The organism is Paenibacillus sp. cl141a, assembly GCF_900109305.1.
Classification (GTDB): Bacteria; Bacillota; Bacilli; order Paenibacillales; family Paenibacillaceae; genus Paenibacillus_AQ; species Paenibacillus_AQ lautus_A.
Genome location: NZ_FNZO01000003.1, coordinates 141544 through 158226, shown reverse-complemented (window position 1 = coordinate 158226; position 16683 = coordinate 141544). Strand labels below are relative to the sequence as shown.

The window sequence follows — 16683 nt, the reverse complement described above, 5'->3', positions numbered from 1 at the left end:
GTGTCTCAAACAATCTTCATGCAAGAAAATTTCCATATCCCCCGCCATAAATAGAAAGGAATCGACCCAGATTCTCTGTATTGTATTCACTAGTTCTTTAGTCCGGAAAAAATGATTGCCAACCCAGAACCTGGAACTATATTATAGAATCACGAATCCAGCGAAAGAGCCGGATTACGGTATACATCAAAACAAGGGGGAACATGCTTGAAACACAAATTAATCGTAAAAGTGATGACCACAGCAGCATTGCTGAGTGCTTGCGCCTTCCCTGCGCACGCAGCTCCGGCATCGCTTACGGACATCTCCAATTCTTATGCAAAGGATGCTATCCTGGAGCTTGTCGACAAAGGAATCATCAATGGGAAAGGCAATGGCACGTTTGATCCTACCGGTAAGATTTACAGGCAGGACTTCGCCATTATCTTGGCCAAGGCTTTGTCTCTGGACGTAACATCGGCGCCTCCGTCACCAACATTCAGCGACATACCCGCCACTCATTATTCTTACACATTTGTGGAGGCAGCCGTCAAAGCCGGCTTAATCAAAGGCCAGGGCAATGGGGAATTTGGCTTAGGAGAGAACCTGTCACGACAGGATATGGCCGTCCTGTTTATCCGGGCTCTCGGAATAGATGCAAGCGGAAAGGCTGCCGAACTGGGTAATTTGAATTTCAGGGATGCAGCCTCAATCTCAAACTATGCGAAGGATGCTGTTGCTGCAGCCGTTGAGCTGAAGCTGCTCAGTGGCCTAACGGACGGCTCGTTTAATCCTGCCGGCAGTGCGGACAGGCAATCGGTAGCCTTAGTAGCAAGCCGCTTCCTAAAAGCCAAGGACGAGCTCCCTCAAATTCCCGATACGACAACGGAACCAGGCAATCCAACACCTCCTCCAGCCACTGAAAAGCCTGTGCCACCGCCTTCTACCAATAACAATTCTGGCGGCGGCGGTGCTACCGCTCCAAGCAATCCCGGCACACCCAGCGAATCCGATACGATACCACCTACGGTGACCATGGTTTCAACCTCTCCGGTCATGGCTGATCTACACGTTATCGTCAGAAGCACCGAATCAGGCATCGTGTATCTTGTTCCCGCTTCAAAGACAGCCACTACCAAAGCCCAACTGGAATCGTTGGTGGCCGAGAAGCTCGCTAACAAGGCAATCGTAGCCTCCGCCAATGCGGAAACCGCCATCACAACAACCCATTTGGCCTTGGGCGACTATAAAGTCTATGCAGTGGATTCTTCAGGCAACGTATCTGCGGCTACCTCCACGATCGTGCTGCAGGCACGGGTGATGGAACAGCCTACCCTTTATTTTTCCGATCAGCGCACCCTTGTATTTGCCTATAACGAGAACTTGAATCCTCAGTTTGTTCCTGGTGTTGAGGACTTTTCCGTTTATACCGAGGATGGAACTCTAAAATTCCCGAAAGCCATAGAACATGTACGCATCATCGAGAATAAAGTGGAGATCGTGCTTGCTGAGACGTTGCAGCTCGGGAGATCCATAAAGGCAGCGTTTAACCCTCTTGATTCCGGTGCTTCAGTCCGCAGCCTCACGGGAAAAATTTCTCCTGTTGTAGGCCCCGCATCCGTTACCTATTTGCCGGACAACGTAAAGGAAATGCTGGACGATCTGATTGCGGAAGCCAACGCATTGATGGAAAGCGCCGAGATCGGAAACACGTTGGGCAAATATCCGCAAGAGGCGGTCGAAAGCCTTAACGGGGTGATTCAACTCGCATTATCCGCAGCTGAGAATCCGGATGCAACACCCCAGACTCTCGCAGAAGGTTATAACAGTCTGTCTTCCTTTATGGGAGTTTTCCGGAACCTTCAGGTTAAGCCGTTAACGATATCGCTCGCCCAAGACGCATCCTTTGTTCTGAACACCAAAACACAAGGCAGCCCTACCGTCGTTTCTGATTATACAAGCATGGATGATACCTATAATAAACGGAGCATCAAGAAACTGATCCAGATCAAACGTGACGGAAGCAACGCACAGATCGAGTATCAATACAACCAAGGCAAACCAGAAATGAGCATACTTCAGGATTATGAAGTTATCGGCCATATCGAGATCGAGTCCTCGGATCCATCCCTTGTACTGGTATCGGGCGAGTCTCAAAACGGAATAACAGTTAAACCGATCTTTGGCGCTCAGGAGAACTCCACGGCATCGCTTCGCTTTAAAGTCATCGAGAGCGGCAAGGAAACGGGCAGCGTTGAATTGCCTGTCACTTTCGACTTTACGCCGCCGACTGTGACCCAAGCCACCTATGACAGCAGTCAGGGAACATTCACCCTAATGTCAAATGAACTTGTCTATTCATATTATGAAACGGTTCCTTTGTCGATCCTTGTTGACTACTCAGGGAATAATGATTTTAGCAGCAACTCAAGTGATATTTTCCCATTAATCCTTGGGGAGGATTTCATGTACAACATCATGAACGACAGAAGCGGAATAAGCATATCCCTTACCCCTAAAGGAATAGCGAAACTGTCCACTCAGCTTCCAGGAGGAGCGTTCCGACTTACCATCAATGGGATGAGCGATTTTGCAATGAATTGGCAAATGCGGATCGAATACGTTCCTGCTCGATAATTGCGATGAAAACATCCATAGAGGTTCGCGTTTACCAGGGTTCATTGCCTTCAGAGTTCAGCTCGTTGGTCCCCCCTGAGCTGCGGGATTATCTGCGCGTACTGCCGCCGAACTGCAGCGCATTAGGAGCGATCGGCGGAGGCATGCCGCTTGGAATTGCGATTGCAAAGCGGAACGTAGCGGAATTGTCAGCCAGCCTGCAAGCACTTGTCATAACCGAACGCTGCCGACGGCAGGGAATTGGGCGCCAGCTGTACGGCATGCTCGAGTCGCTGCTGCGGCAGCAAGGGATACGTAGGATCAGGATCGAATACCTGGGTTCCAGCCATGTCCCTTCGTTGGAAGCTTCGTTTCATCAGTCATGCGGATTTCCCGAGCCTGTACCCGGTATCCATATATGGAACGGTTCCTTTGACATCCTGAAAGAACTGCCGCGGGTCCAGTCTCTGAAGCTGCCCGGCGATTACCTCGTTATTCCGTTTCACGAGCTTACGGGCAAGGAACGAGTGGAGATTGCCAGAGGAAACGGCGACTGGTATCCGCCCATCCTGGATCCTTTTGCCGAAGAAGAATTGATCGACCGGCAGCGGAGCCTGGCATTGCGGTATCGGGACGCGATCATAGGCTGGATGATATTGGAGCCATTCCATGCACAAGCCTTGCTCTTTAAAACGATGTTTGTGAGGCAGTCCCATCAACGAACAGGGCGCGGAATTGCGCTTCTGGCCGAGGCTAGCCGGCGAATTGTACGCGAAGGGCAATACAAAGATTGGATATTCTTCGTCGAAGCGGACAATGCGGCCATGGTCCGCTTCATGCAGCGGCGGATCCATCATCCGAATGTTCAAAAGGAGATACTATGGAGAACGGTCAAAACACTTTGACCGTTCTCTTGTTGTATTCGGACATCCGTAGCCTGACATGTCATCCTACCCGCTGCTCTAACGCCTGTTTCAACCGATTCAGCTGTCGAACATGATGACGATAATGCATTTCGATGAGCAAAAACCACTCTTGGGCATGCAATCCTCCGAACCTCGGATGGGGGACGGTATGCTGCAAGGATGCCTCACCAAGCTTCGGTTCGGTTTCTTTCACCCGATGGAGGACGACGTTCAAGCCTTGAATCAGCTGCTCCTTGTCTGTGGGCTGTTCCGGCGTGTAGTGCGGAGAAGGCGGAACCTGAATGCGGATGGGCGGAAAACTGCCCTGTTCGAATATCGCCGCTCCCACTTCCGTTTTTCCCGCCGGGGATGCTGCCGCATCTCCATTCATGTTCAAGCACTGGTCGATGTTGCGCAGATGCATATACAGTGCGGATTGAATCAAGTGCTGGTACATTTGCCCGATCGACCACTCGTCCTCCGCCGGCTTATATCTTAATTGCTCCACGCTGAATCCATCCAGCTCCAGCACATAAGCCTTCACCGTCTCTTCCAAGCGCTGCAATGCTTCCTTTGTATTCATATCAACAACTCCTTCATCGTCTTTGTACCGAATATACAAAAACGCTACTGACAACGTCATGTCAGTAGCGTTTAAACATCTTCTTCGCTTCGTCGCGTATTCGGTCTCGGAAGGATTGCGGTTCAAGCACAACGACATCCGATCCCCAGCCGAGCACCCAATGCAGGATCTCCTCCGGACGACGGACGCGAAAGCTCACAAGCAGTCCATCCTCGCATTCCTCTAAAGTCTCTATGTAATAGTTGCCGGTTTCCTTAACTCGATCCGCGATGCCATGACTTGCCAGAACCCGCACCAGCAGATTGCGGTCATCCCGTGGCCGATAATTCTCCAAATGAAAATCCGGCGGCATCTCAAAGCGCTCCTCAAGGATCGTCAGGTCCTTCATGCGGGACAACCGAAAATGACGAATGCCTTGCCGGAGGTCGCACCAGGCAATCAATGTCCATGAGCCTTGAAGAAAGGCCAGGCCATAAGGGGCCGCCGAGCGAAAGCTCTTTCGGTTGCCTTTGGAATCCGGCATGTTCTTCACGTAATGGAATTCTAGCTTCCGTTCCTCAAGTATGGCCCTACGAACCAATTCCAGATAATCCCTATCTTCTCCTAAAGCTGCCTTGCCGCCGGGAGCAAGGAGCCGCATGGTCTTTCGAACCCGGGCAGCGTCTGCGCGGACACCGTCCGGCAGAATGGACTCTATCTTCTTGCGGGAAGCCCTAGCCTTCTCGCCATAGTCTGCGTCAAAGCGCTGCTCGACGAAATCCGTTCCTACGAGCAGCGCCACGGCTTCCTCCGCCGTGAACATGATGGGCGGCAGGAAGTACCCCTCCATTAACGAGTATCCTTGCCCGGGGGCTCCGATCACGGGTACGCCTGCTTCGCTAAGAGCCTGAATATCCCGGTAAATGGTCCGGACGCTCGTTTCGAATAGGAGTGCCAAATCTTCGGCCCGCATAACCTTGCGCTGCTGCAGCTCAAGCAGGATGGCCAGTAATCGATCGGTTTTGTTCATTCTGTGTTTACCTCCGAAAGGATTTAAACCTCTCCCCAGTACACCTTCGTCTCGTAGTCAAAAAACACGCAGCCATCCTGCTCATTCCGTTCATAGATGGTTTGAAGCTCCTTCATCATCGGCTCGTAGTTCGGATGCCCGGGCAGGGGAGCATAAGAAGACGAGTGAAGGCGGCCGCATAAGCCTTCATAATCGAATATCTGCCGATTGAAGAATTTCGCCTCCTTCATATCTCCAGACCGGAAAAAGGCCGCCAGCGTTTCATGCCCATATTCTTCTGATCCACTTCTTTATAGTCAATGCCATAGGTAAGGAGCAATTGCTCATATGCCTCCAGGAACGGCGTTCCCTCCGTGAGCCTGGAATTCCATATCAGGGCAACCTTCCCGCCCGGCTTCAGGATCCGCCGAAACTCCGACTGGGCGGCATGACGGTCAAACCAGTGAAAAGCCTGGGCGCTCACGATATGATCCACCGATAGATCGGGCAGCCCCGTCTTTTCGGCCGAACCCGAAACCATGCGGAAGCCGGGCTCGCCGCCAAGGTCCGACTCGGCGGCTTCCCGCATCGCCTGATTGGGCTCCACGGCGGTCACATGATTCCCCCGTTTCAGCAGCAGCTTCGTGAATATCCCCGTCCCTGCGCCGATATCGGCGATCTCGCCATCCAGTCCCACCGTGTCATACAGATAATCCATGACCTCCTGCGGATAACTCGGGCGATACTTCGTGTACGAATCCACGCGATTCGAAAACCGTTCCTTGCTGTTCATCCTAAACCACGCTCCCATCCAAGATATAAGCGAATCCTGACTACGTCAGTCTATCGTTTCATTAGATGAAACTTTGTTTCGTTTTCGCAACTCCATTTTATAGCAAATGCTGTTTAATCTCCAGTACTTGCTGCTGGCGGGGTTCCCGCCCTTCTTCATAACGGGAACTGCAAAAAGCCCGGCCTCATCTGGATGAAGACTAAGCGGGCTTTTCCTTATTTCGTGGTCATTCGGATGGAACAAGCTGAATGTATTGGCAACCGTCCGCCGTACAGCTTGGCCATGCGCCGGATGCTCGACAATGCTTTGTGAAGTTCAAGGCTCATACTCGCTCAGCTTCCCTTGATATATCAACTGCAGGCGCTCGCTTTGGCGAAAATCGTCCGGCGTCACCAAGGCAGGCAGCTTATCCCATAACCTTACTCCGGAACGCTGCAGAATCTCGGCCACGAATTGCGAACAGAAGTAGGAATTGCTGAATTCGATCGGTTCCTTCAGGGCAATGCCCAGTACGCCCAATATGTTATAGAAATACTTTTTATCCTTTCGGATAAAAGCCTGCAGAACCCGCTTCATCTTCGCGATGTCGCGTTCGGATACCTGAAGCTCATAGATCACGCAGGTCGTGTTGGGGTACTTGCTGAACGTTCCCGTCTTCAAATCCTCCTTCACGAACCCGCCGTTCAGGGGATTGTTCGGATTCTTCCTCCCGAAACTATATAACTCCGACAGCTCCCGGTTAAAGGAGATCGAAGCATGATTATAAGGCGCTCTCGTATAGCCCTGAATGACTTTCGTAAAGAGCGTTCCGGTATTGGTAAGCAATATAAAGACCGATTGATCGTCTACCATTTACGAAATTTCCCCTTACCCGTATTGAATTATTCCTTCATAATAACATATGATTCTTTTAGTAGAACAAGAATCGTACCCCGTGACAAGTTGGTGATGACAGGCATATGGAAAGCTCGCTTTTAACCTTGATCCTTATATTCTCCGTCTTATCGATCATCCAGCTCCTGTATTACGTGATGAGTAAGACGCAACCGAATATCGACTATACCGAAGTAGGATTTCGCATCAAAACCTGGTGGGGCATGCTCGTCATCTTCTGTTTGGCGACCCTTTTAAATCCCGTCGTATCCCTGTTATCCCTTATGGTGCTGACCTTCTTTACGCTCAAAGAATATTTCTCGATGATCAAAACCCGGAAGGCCGACCGCCGTTTATTTTTGTGGGCTTATCTAACCATACCCGTCCAATTCTATTGGATCTATATCGAATGGTACGGGATGTTTATCGTGTTCATTCCAATCTATGTCTTCTTGGTGCTGCCGCTTCCGCGGTTGATCAACAAGGGCACCGTCGGATTTATGCGCAGCGTCAGCTCGACCCAGTGGGGACTCATGCTTATGGTATTCGGTCTCAGCCACCTGGCCTATTTTCAATTTGCCACGCCCCAGTATGGAGCTGGGCTCGTGCTGTTTCTCGTCGTCTTAACGCAGCTGAACGATGTGGTGCACACGATCGCTTCCCTCTATTTCGGTAAACGGAGAATCGTACCGACATCGAACCCGAATCTCACTTGGGAAGGCTTTGCGTGCGCATTTCTCGTTACCACCGGATGCTCCTATCTCATTTATCCCTATCTGACGCCGCTTAGCCCGACCTTCGGACTCTTATCCGGCATGCTGATCAGCCTCGCCGGTTTCTTCGGCAGCTTGACGGTTTCCGTGCTGAAGCGCGATTTATTAATCGGGGATGACGGACGATTCGATGCTTTGAAGAAAAGTTACCTGAGCCGCGTCGACAGCCTGACGTATACCTCGCCGATCTTTTTTCATTTCATCCGTTACTTTTACGATTTTATGTAGTTTCGGCTCTCACGCAAAAAACAGGTTAACAAGGTTCGGGGGCGTGAACCTCTATAAGCCATAACCATGCGAGCTTAGGCTCAACTTGGTTATGGCTTTTTTCATGAATACAATGTATTAAGGCGAATAACCTCATTCATGACATAAACTCCTCTATGCTCTTCCTTCTTTCTCTCCATTCTAAGGGACCCTATGTAAATATCAAGTCATTTTACCGAAGGTTTGTCGATTTAAGACGAGTTGTGCCGAAGTTAGACGAAATGGTGAACCGGCTTCTTGGACATAGATGCTTACTCGCTTTAGCCGCCTAAAATATAGAAAGACGAACCTATACAGAGACTGTTCTCGAAAAGCCTCTATGTATTCGTTTTCTTGATCCATGAAGCGGGTTTACATTTGTAGGACGATTGCGATAGTTTATTACATAAGATGTCATTTGTATTTATATGGAATTAGAGGTTATAAATGTATGATTTTATCCCTCTATGCCCGATTTTATCCCTTGACATCGAATGGACAGAAAAAGCGCTCGCCTAATCCGCAACTCATAGAGCAGGCCCAAGGCGCACCATACTGGTCTTCATTACAAAAAGACAGAGAAAGAGAGGAGTGAGGAGTTTGCAGTACTTTTTTTATGGATTAGCCGGCGTGTTTCTCGTGTTTCAGGCCCTCTACACATTCATACCCCTGCTATGCAGCAAGGTGAAGAAACTGAATTCCGATCTTGCCGAAAAATCAATCACGGTGCTCGTCCCCGCTTACAACGAAGAACTGACGATCCGAAATTGCATCGATGCCATGGCGGGCTTGCACTACAGCAACTATGAGATCATGATCATCAACGACGGCTCCAAGGACGGAACCTTATCCGCCCTAGACGGGCTCCTGGATTTGGAGCCGAGTGCCCGGACGGCCGACAGCAAGCTGAACTATAAGCCAATAAAAGGATTCTATCGTTCCAATCGGTACCGCCATATTTACGTTATCGATAAGATGAATGGCGGGAAAGCCGACTCGCTGAATGCTGGCATCGATTACGCCGTCTCCGACATCGTCATCACCCTGGATGCGGACAGCATGCTGGAAGCCGACTCGCTCAAGTATGTGAATCAATATTTTCACGATGACGATATCATTGCGCTGGGCGGTACGGTCAAAATCGTGCAGGGTGCCGTCCGGGACAGGAACGGTGCCGTCGTCGAAAAATTCCGCGGAAAAGGGCTCATCAAAAGCCAGATCATCAATTATACGCACGGCTTCTACGTCCGCAAGCTCACGCAATCATATTTTAATTCGATTGTAGTGATTTCAGGCGCCTTTGGCGCCTTCTATAAAGACGTCCTCGTTCATGTCGACGGCTTCCGCAGCACGGTGGGCGAGGATATCGACATTACGCTCAAAATTCACGAGTACATCAAAGCCAATCAATTGAAGAAAAAACTCGTCTACGCCCCGGAAGCGGTATGCTACACCGAGTGTCCGGAGAATCTTCCGAACTTCTATAAACAGCGCATTCGCTGGCAGAAGGCCTTCATTGACTGCATCCTAATCTATTGGTCCAGGCTGTCCCGGAAGTTCAGCGTCAGCGTGAGCCTGTTCTTTGCGATTGACGGATTTATGCTGGGGACGCTCTCGGCGTTTACCACGATATTTTATCTGGGGCAGACGCTGGTTGTGGGCGGGAACCTGTGGCATGCCATTATCTTTCTGCTGATGAGCGTGGTGATGAATGCCGCGCAGATCGTCATCTCCCTGTACTTATGCCGTAAATATGGCAGCACCTATGCGTTTAGCGATTACGTGAGGATGTTCCTGTTCAGCCAAGCGGAGCTGCTAACCTATCGGAATTTGCTGCTGTACATCAATATTGCGGGCACGTTCAAATATTTTGACAATGATGAGGGCTGGGGATTCGTGGAGCGCAAAGGCGTGGCCGCCATCAGCCAGAACATTGCCGCTGGATCGAACTAAATTATAGTACAAGGAGGCTGTCGAAACCGCATGGTTCCCAACAAACGAATTGTCTATGTCGATATTCTAAGAATTCTATCTATCGTAGCCGTCATTATCCTGCACTACACGGCGGAGGTGCTGACCAGCACGAATGATTTCCACTCCTCCTCATGGTGGATCAGCAACGGATTTAACTCCATCTCCCGCTTTGCCGTGCCGGTCTTCTTCATGATCAGCGGAGCGATGATTCTGCGGACAAAGATTACATCCTACCGTGAGTTCTATGCGAAGCGCGTCGTGCCGCTGCTCATCCCCCTCCTGACCTGGTCGCTCATCTACGGCTTGTACAATCAATACTATCTGATGCGAAGCAAGCTGAGTGCATACGAGTTCGTTATCGACTTCGGCTACCGGCTGCTGACCGACCGAAATTACGTCCATCTCTGGTTCCTGTACGCTATTATTGCCATCTATATGACGGTGCCGCTGATCAGCAAATTCATCCAATCGTGCAGCGAGAAGGATATGCGGTATTACCTGCTGCTCTGGTTCATCGTCAGCATCGCCTATCGTTTCATCTCGGATGCCGTCTTCCGCGCAACGGATCAATGCATCAACATTCCGATCATGAACATCCCGTTCTTCATGGGATTTCTGGGTTATTTCATCCTGGGGTACTATCTCTTACATTTCGAGCTGCCGATTAGAGCCAAAAACATCCTGTACAATCTGGGCATCGTCTCGTTTTTTATCACGCCGGTTGCCACCTACTTCGTATCGCTGCGCAGCGGCGTACTGGATGAGATGTTCTATGGCAATTACTCCATCACCACGTTCTTCATGGCTGTCGGGTTGTTTATCTTCTTCAAGGAGGAGGAAGCCCGAATCAGCGATAAAGTGAATCATAAAATCCAGAAATTGATCAGCTCACTCTCCCGGGCCAGCTTCAGCATCTACCTGATTCACCTGCTGGTTGAAATGATGTTATCCGGCCGAACCGAAATCGAGGCCACGTTCCTGGAAGCCTCCCTTAGTCTGATCGTGAATATCACCATTATCTTCGCCATCAGCTATATCACCGTCAAGGTGTTAAACCTAAGCAAAACGGCAACCTACATTCTATTTGGCGGGCGGGGTTAAATGACGATGAGAATAACGATATATACGAAAATATTCATTGTGGTGCTGCTTGCAGGCATGGGTCTTTACTTCTATCAGATCTCCGCGGCGGCGGACCGGAAAATCACGGCGGTCTACGTGGAGGCTTGACAGGATTACCGAAACATCAAGCTATCGGAGAAAGGCGTGGACATTGCGTTTATCGCTTTTGCGAAGATCAAGGGAACGGAGCTCTACTTCCATGAAGACAGCACGACCAACAACCAAATCAAAGAAAACATCAAGCAGTTGAAGGCGGCGAATCCGAAGACCCAAATGGTGCTGGCTGTAGGCGGCTACGGAGCCGACGGCTTCTCGGACGCTGCGCTGGACGGCAACCGGTACCTCTTCACCGAGAGCATCATCAACCTGGTCAAGGAGCTGGACCTGGACGGCGTGGATATCGACTGGGAGTATCCGGCGTTCCATGCCTGGAACACGCAGAAGGCACGGCCGGAGGATACGAAGAATTTTACCAGTCTGATGAAGGAGCTGCGGGAAAAGCTGTACAGGCTGCCTCACAAGAACAAGAAGTATCTGCTGACCTTCGCTTCCGGAACGCAGGACTGGTACTTCCAGAACGTCGAGGTCAAAAAAGTGGAGAAATACGTGGATTTCATCAACGTCATGACCTACGACCTGACAGGCAAGTGGTCGGACACCACGGGCTTTAACTCCAATCTGTACGCGGACAGCCAGGGGAAATCCAAACACTCCGTTGACGGCATCATCTCCATGTACCTGGACCACGACATCGACAGCAGGAAGCTGCTGCTCGGCATCCCTGCCTACTCGTACGGCTGGAAGAACGTGAAGGAAAACAAGGAGGCCAAGAACGGCCTCTTTGCTCCCGGGACGCCCATCGACATCGACAAGGTAAATCTGCATTATAAGCAGATCGAGAAAGCCTACCTGAACAAAAATGGCTTCAAGCGCTACTATGACAGCAAAGCCAAGGCTGCCTACCTCTATGACGGCCATACCTTCATCAGTTACGAGGATCAGGAGGCCTTGGAGGAGAAGGTGAGCTACATCCAAAGCAAGAATCTCGCGGGTGCGATGGTTTGGCAGTATTCCCAGGATGCGGAGGATGGCATCGTGAAATATTTGAGCGAGCATTTGAATAAGCGTCAGCAAGCCGCCAAACGGTAACATGCGGTGCCTGCCTAAAGCGGAGCTGCACCCCGTCTTGGGGGAGCGGTAGTTCTGGTAGCAACCAACTCTATACGTGAAAAAAGCCGGTGATCCTCGGAGTCGAATGCGGATTATCGGCTTTTTATATGTAGGCAAGACTCCTGTGGTGCTTACCCCCGGCTGTATAGAGGGTAGGGCCTGCCGATTGACATCATTATCGTCTCTTCAGAATTCCCAAGTACTCGATCCATGGCCCCACGTCATGCCGGTAACGCTCGGCCAAAACCCGCACAATTTGAGACGTATGCGTTAAATCGTGAACCACCCACGTCGACAGCAGCTCACTTAACTTCACCACGCCGAATGCCGGGTGCAGACCCGTCCGTTCGAAATCCGGCGCCGAATCCATCAGAACCTCCAGTTTAGCCAGATTTTGATCACGGATGGCCTGGAACGCCTGCAGTTTTTGATCGATGGATTGCTCAGCCGCCTCATTCAAGTGGGCGTAACGGTCAAAGGGCGGAAACGGCTTGCCCTCCCCTTCCTGCAGCAAAAACTCCAGCCGCGGTATCCAGTTGGTCCGCTCAGCTTCGATAAGGTGCTCGATTACCTCCACGGCATTCCAGGTGCCTTCCCCTTCATGGCTCCTAAGCCATCCATCCGATAAACCGGATAACATGTGCTCCAAGGTGACGGGGGTTCGTTCCAGAATCTCAACGGCTTCCTTGATATCAAAATTCATGCTCCCTCAGCTCCCATCTGTTCCGTATTCACCATGCCACTTCTGATCACTTTCCACCCGTGATTCTAACAGCCTCTATGCGACTGTATCGATTAAAGTAAGGAACGTTGTCCTTCTTGATCCATCGAATCACGATATGGCAGAAGATAAAGAACCATAACAGACCTGTAAGGAAAACCACCCCAATTGCAAAAAGGTTGGCTAGAAGATCTTCTCCCATATGATTCGAAAATATCTCCGATAAGGCTGAGCAAAATAAAGGCAAATAGACAATGGCGTAACGTCGGCTCAAGCTTCCTAGCCAATTCCCCTTTTCCGGAAGTAATCTCATGCGAACGATCTTAGAGCCCACCGTATTTCCCTTCCAAATCACAGGGATAACGACCATCAACACAAAGAAAACAATGGCAAAGACGATCTCGTCAACAAATAATCCTCGACTCTTCAGCAGCCCGAATATAAAGCCGGTTATCACTCTGGAAATCATAATATTTAGAAGAATTTCCATTAGTTGGGATCATCCGAAGGTTGCTTTTCTCTGGTTGTGAAAGAAGTGGCTTTGCTCACTAAGGGTTTCCCGCGATGGTATTAACACCAAAAACATGGGGGCGAGTATAAAGCCAAGTACAGTCCCAACCGTATTCGTCATCAAATCATCTACATCAAATATACGATAGGGGCATTCAAAAAAGCCAAACAAAGCGGTTCGTTGGGTTATTTCAAAGAACAGCGAAACACCAAAGCCAATAAGAGCAGCATGAAACCATTTTACTTTACCCTTGAAAAAATACCTCAGAAACACACCTAAGGGAAACAAAAGCAAAACATTAAAAAAACATTTGATAAAAGGCCCGCGTTGTTAACAAATGGAGATAACTTGAAGGGTTCGTCCAATGAAATCCGCTTTCACGCTGAATATCCCGGATAAATTGAAAAGGACGATATTGAATGAGAATCGTACCGGGATCCATTGAAGCACAATTATTGCGAGCACTGGGGAGTGGAAAAATCACTAAAAAGAAAGCACTTAATCCATAAAAGATAAAACTTAAGATAAGTAATGTTCTCCAAAAGCTAAAGTACCCATGTTTACGATACTGATAAACGGCCCAAGGAATCGTCAGAAAGGACGCTAATAATAAACATACGGAGATCGCAATGAAAATAGGCAATACATAAGCTTGCATTTCATTCTCCCTTTCTTGAAGCAACTAGAGAAATAGCAAATGAAAAGATAAATAATCTTTAGTCTTTTATATAAGCATTTCCATAAGATTGATCTGGCAATACGTTATGATCCATTTCATCAAAGGGCACAGAGACGTAAAAGATCTGTGAAGGTGGATGACCCAAATACAATAAGGGCCGCTCCATGAATAAAAAATGAGATATTGACTTGGTGTTAACACCAAGTTGTACGATAACGTTGCACCCCGTTACGAGCTGCAGAAAAGAGGTGACCTCATGGGAGAAACATTCTCCATCAAACAAGTGTCTGAACGAACCGGATTGACCGAGGATGCCATTCGCTATTACGAAAAAATCGCGCTCCTTCCCTCTCCCAAAAGAAAGGATAACGGCCATCGTGTCTATCACATAGAGGATGCCGAAATTATGGAGTTGATCACATGCCTGAAGAAGACAGGAATGTCGCTGGAGGATATGAAAGCCTACGTGCATCTTCCCTTTAAAGAAAATATTCAATCCGTTCCGGAGCTGAATGCCATGCTCCAGAATTACCGTCAAAAAATTACCGGTCAGATTTCGGACCTGCAGCGCATTCTGCGGTTCATCGATGACAAGTTGAACCAAAATCAGTCCCTGCTTAATCCCGACAAGGCGGCCAGCAAAGAATCTGAAGTATAGGAGATTTACACATGACTGAGAAAAGAATGAATAACGTCGCCTTGATCACGGGCGCAAGCTCCGGCATTGGCTTGGAGCTAACCAAGCGATTGTTGTCCGAAGGCTGGCAAGTCCTCGCTTTGATCCGTTCTGCCTTTCCAACGGACGATGCACGGATTCAAGATGTACTGCGATTGCGGCAGCTCAGAACGTACAAGGCTGATTTGTCGGTTTTCACGGATCTCCAAGCCTCGCTGGATCAGATCAAGAAACACGAGGGTCATATTGACTTGCTGTTTAATAACGCAGGCGTCTCCTTCGGCGAATTATCTTACTCCCAACAAGGGCGCGAGATGCATTTTGAAGTAAACTCTATCGTCCCTTATATCATCTTGATGGAACTGAAGGAGCTTCTTGGGAGGGGCAGCTTCAAGACGGTAATCAATACGTCTTCGAATGCGTTGTTGTATCTCAAACAGTTCGATCACCGTACCTTGGCGTCCCCTGTCGGGTTCAAGAAGCTGATTGGGCCTTATGCTGCGAGCAAATTAGCCTTATCGTTGTGGACTCAGGAGATCGCCACTTCGATGCAGGCAGAGGGCATTACGATCCGAAGCGTCTGTCCGGGAGGGAATAAAACAACCATGACCAAAAACGCCGGGATGCCAAAATTCATGATCCCGATCCGTAACCTGTTCTTCTCCCTTCCCAGTGAAGGAGCTTCACGTCTGTATGAAGCAGCGCTAGGTCAATCCCGACAATCGACGGGGGCATTTCTCAACAAGGGTAAAGCAACGCCTTTGAAATTCTCAAGCCAAGGTGCAGAGCTGCTTAGCACGATCGAGCTAATCTATAAGCAGGAGTTTGCAGCCAAGTCTTAGAACCTATGCAGCGGAGAGTCCGTGATGTTTTCAGTCGATCCCAAGAAGGCTAGTTATCGAGCTGCCATTCCTCCATGAATCGTAGGGTGTTCCGCGCATGATATTCAGCCAAATTTGAAGCAAAGACCTGATCCGGAAATCCTCGGTGAAGAAGCTTCAAGCCGCCCGAGGTTAATGAGATATAGTGATGCAGACGGTAAAATAGCATCCGATTCGGATCAAGCCCGTTTTGTTGGAAATACCGATAATGCTTCCCGAATCGCAGCTCCAGAAATGTATGCTCATGCTCGATGTCGAAGAATTGCGCACCTTCAATATCAATGAGATAGGGCTCTAAACGGTCTGTGACCAGGACATGGTCGGGTCCCAACTCGCCGTGGATAAAGCCATATCGCTTGCGTGAATCTATTCTGGATTCCAGTTCATGCAGCACAGTGAGCAGTCTGTTGTGATTCTTCCGGATACTCTCGTTATGCAGGACGATGTAGGACAGCTGTTCCTTGGCATTTTCCAGCTGTACAAGATGGCATCGCTCCCGTTGGTTCCCGCTTTGATCGGGCTTTCCGTAACTCTGCCTGTGGTTTGCATGCATGCGTTCGATCATGCTGCCTATCCGTTCCAGGACCTCATCCCGGGCCCGTTGATCCGGATCTTGGAAGTAAGCTTCTGCCTTCTGTCCTTCAATACATTCAACAAGAGCATAGTCAAACGGGTAACGGTCCTGTCTCGTGTGAAGATCATATAGAGCAGGCGTAGAAATACCATGATTCCTTAACCATCGGTTATTGGTTTCGAACGAATGACCGCCAAAGGATCGTTCATGCACACGCTCGTTCGCTATTTCTTCCTGAAAATAATTCTTCGTCAAATCCCACACATACAGCACGCAGGCAAATCCATTGCGACAGTGAATTTTATAGACCACCTTTTGCGCTCCGCCATGCATCTTCGTTACATCCGCCACAATATATCCGGTACCCAAAACCTTCCCGACATACTCCTGTACATCTGTTTCATCGAGGTGACAAGTCCCACTCATGAAACCACGCCCCATTCCATTGTTTTTGCCGGCTCCCCCACTCTATGGCATTTCCGGGCAAAAATATAGACTATTTCTTTCGGCTCTGCTATGATGTTGAATTAGGTCTTGAATAAAACAGCCTTACGATTTATAGCCCTTGGACGCTTGGTCCAGGGGTTTTTTTGATGTGTTTTGTATATAAAAAAAGACC

General features: G+C 49.3%; 14 protein-coding genes and 2 pseudogenes. 8 read left to right on the top strand and 8 right to left on the bottom strand.

All coding sequences use genetic code 11. The annotated features are described in order from the left end of the window. Positions 1-207 precede the first annotated feature (207 nt). Together BMX45_RS10675 and BMX45_RS10670 are read left to right on the top strand one after the other, a co-directional pair. Positions 208-2616 carry an S-layer homology domain-containing protein gene (locus tag BMX45_RS10675; protein WP_090909658.1) on the top strand — a complete coding sequence of 803 codons (2409 nt, stop codon included), beginning with the start codon at positions 208-210 and terminating at the stop codon, positions 2614-2616. Positions 2617-2621: 5 nt separating this feature from the next. Continuing rightward, on the top strand, positions 2622-3500 hold the full coding sequence (locus tag BMX45_RS10670; RefSeq protein WP_090909657.1) for a GNAT family N-acetyltransferase: 879 nt from the start codon (positions 2622-2624) through the stop codon (positions 3498-3500). Positions 3501-3540: 40 nt separating this feature from the next. Here BMX45_RS10670 and BMX45_RS10665 read toward each other — a convergent pair whose 3' ends face one another. From BMX45_RS10665 to BMX45_RS10650, 4 genes and pseudogenes are all read right to left on the bottom strand, one after another. Then, positions 3541-4083, bottom strand: coding sequence for a DinB family protein (locus tag BMX45_RS10665; protein ID WP_090909656.1), 543 nt, complete (start codon positions 4081-4083; stop codon positions 3541-3543). 61 nt (positions 4084-4144) lie between these two features. Beyond that, positions 4145-5092, bottom strand: coding sequence for a helix-turn-helix transcriptional regulator (locus tag BMX45_RS10660; protein WP_090909655.1), 948 nt, complete (start codon positions 5090-5092; stop codon positions 4145-4147). Between the two features lie 23 nt (positions 5093-5115). Further along, positions 5116-5864: pseudogene (locus BMX45_RS10655) on the bottom strand (class I SAM-dependent methyltransferase). A 315-nt stretch (positions 5865-6179) separates the two neighbouring features. Then, a complete protein-coding gene (locus tag BMX45_RS10650) occupies positions 6180-6716 on the bottom strand; it encodes a C40 family peptidase (protein ID WP_090909654.1) in 537 nt (178 codons plus the stop codon). Positions 6717-6823: 107 nt separating this feature from the next. On the opposite strand from BMX45_RS10650, the gene BMX45_RS10645 reads away from it, so the two are divergent. The 4 genes and pseudogenes from BMX45_RS10645 (at position 6824) to BMX45_RS10630 (ending at position 12001) form a co-directional block, all read left to right on the top strand. Beyond that, the gene (locus tag BMX45_RS10645; protein ID WP_090909653.1) at positions 6824-7738 is read left to right on the top strand and encodes a phosphatidate cytidylyltransferase; all 915 of its coding nucleotides are present in this window, start codon (positions 6824-6826) and stop codon (positions 7736-7738) included. A 618-nt stretch (positions 7739-8356) separates the two neighbouring features. Beyond that, entirely contained in the window at positions 8357-9709 is a 1353-nt protein-coding gene (locus BMX45_RS10640) for a glycosyltransferase family 2 protein (RefSeq protein WP_090909652.1), read from the top strand. A 30-nt stretch (positions 9710-9739) separates the two neighbouring features. After that, positions 9740-10831, top strand: a complete 1092-nt coding sequence (locus BMX45_RS10635) for an acyltransferase (RefSeq protein WP_090909651.1) — start codon at positions 9740-9742, stop codon at positions 10829-10831. A 6-nt stretch (positions 10832-10837) separates the two neighbouring features. Further along, positions 10838-12001 (top strand): annotated as a pseudogene (locus BMX45_RS10630) (glycoside hydrolase family 18 protein). Positions 12002-12197: 196 nt separating this feature from the next. Here the strand turns inward: BMX45_RS10630 and BMX45_RS10625 are convergent. From BMX45_RS10625 to BMX45_RS31765, 3 genes are read right to left on the bottom strand one after another with little or no spacing between them, the layout of a single operon-like run. After that, positions 12198-12725 (bottom strand): DinB family protein, encoded by a 528-nt coding sequence (locus BMX45_RS10625; protein ID WP_090909650.1) that lies wholly within the window; start codon positions 12723-12725, stop codon positions 12198-12200. A gap of 46 nt (positions 12726-12771) precedes the next feature. Further along, a complete protein-coding gene (locus BMX45_RS31770) occupies positions 12772-13233 on the bottom strand; it encodes a hypothetical protein (RefSeq protein ID WP_254778029.1) in 462 nt (153 codons plus the stop codon). 9 nt (positions 13234-13242) lie between these two features. Beyond that, complete coding sequence (locus BMX45_RS31765) at positions 13243-13527, bottom strand: VanZ family protein (protein ID WP_254778050.1); 285 nt, start codon at positions 13525-13527, stop codon at positions 13243-13245. A gap of 662 nt (positions 13528-14189) precedes the next feature. Between BMX45_RS31765 and BMX45_RS10615 the strand changes: the two genes are divergently transcribed. Next, positions 14190-14591, top strand: a complete 402-nt coding sequence (locus BMX45_RS10615) for a MerR family transcriptional regulator (RefSeq protein WP_090909649.1) — start codon at positions 14190-14192, stop codon at positions 14589-14591. Between the two features lie 11 nt (positions 14592-14602). Next, positions 14603-15451 carry an SDR family NAD(P)-dependent oxidoreductase gene (locus BMX45_RS10610; protein WP_090909648.1) on the top strand — a complete coding sequence of 283 codons (849 nt, stop codon included), beginning with the start codon at positions 14603-14605 and terminating at the stop codon, positions 15449-15451. Positions 15452-15500: 49 nt separating this feature from the next. Here BMX45_RS10610 and BMX45_RS10605 read toward each other — a convergent pair whose 3' ends face one another. Continuing rightward, complete coding sequence (locus BMX45_RS10605) at positions 15501-16490, bottom strand: aminoglycoside phosphotransferase family protein (protein ID WP_090909647.1); 990 nt, start codon at positions 16488-16490, stop codon at positions 15501-15503. Between the last annotated feature and the right edge of the window lie 193 nt (positions 16491-16683).

Coding starts and splice junctions, on each gene's coding strand:
- BMX45_RS10660 (WP_090909655.1), bottom strand. CDS start 5,092: ATGAACAAAACCGATCGATTACTGGCCATCCTGCTTGAGCTGCAGCAG.
- BMX45_RS31770 (WP_254778029.1), bottom strand. CDS start 13,233: ATGGAAATTCTTCTAAATATTATGATTTCCAGAGTGATAACCGGCTTT.
- BMX45_RS10605 (WP_090909647.1), bottom strand. CDS start 16,490: ATGAGTGGGACTTGTCACCTCGATGAAACAGATGTACAGGAGTATGTC.
- BMX45_RS10610 (WP_090909648.1), top strand. CDS start 14,603: ATGACTGAGAAAAGAATGAATAACGTCGCCTTGATCACGGGCGCAAGC.
- BMX45_RS10665 (WP_090909656.1), bottom strand. CDS start 4,083: ATGAATACAAAGGAAGCATTGCAGCGCTTGGAAGAGACGGTGAAGGCT.
- BMX45_RS10650 (WP_090909654.1), bottom strand. CDS start 6,716: ATGGTAGACGATCAATCGGTCTTTATATTGCTTACCAATACCGGAACG.
- BMX45_RS10670 (WP_090909657.1), top strand. CDS start 2,622: ATGAAAACATCCATAGAGGTTCGCGTTTACCAGGGTTCATTGCCTTCA.
- BMX45_RS10615 (WP_090909649.1), top strand. CDS start 14,190: ATGGGAGAAACATTCTCCATCAAACAAGTGTCTGAACGAACCGGATTG.
- BMX45_RS10635 (WP_090909651.1), top strand. CDS start 9,740: ATGGTTCCCAACAAACGAATTGTCTATGTCGATATTCTAAGAATTCTA.
- BMX45_RS10645 (WP_090909653.1), top strand. CDS start 6,824: ATGGAAAGCTCGCTTTTAACCTTGATCCTTATATTCTCCGTCTTATCG.
- BMX45_RS10625 (WP_090909650.1), bottom strand. CDS start 12,725: ATGAATTTTGATATCAAGGAAGCCGTTGAGATTCTGGAACGAACCCCC.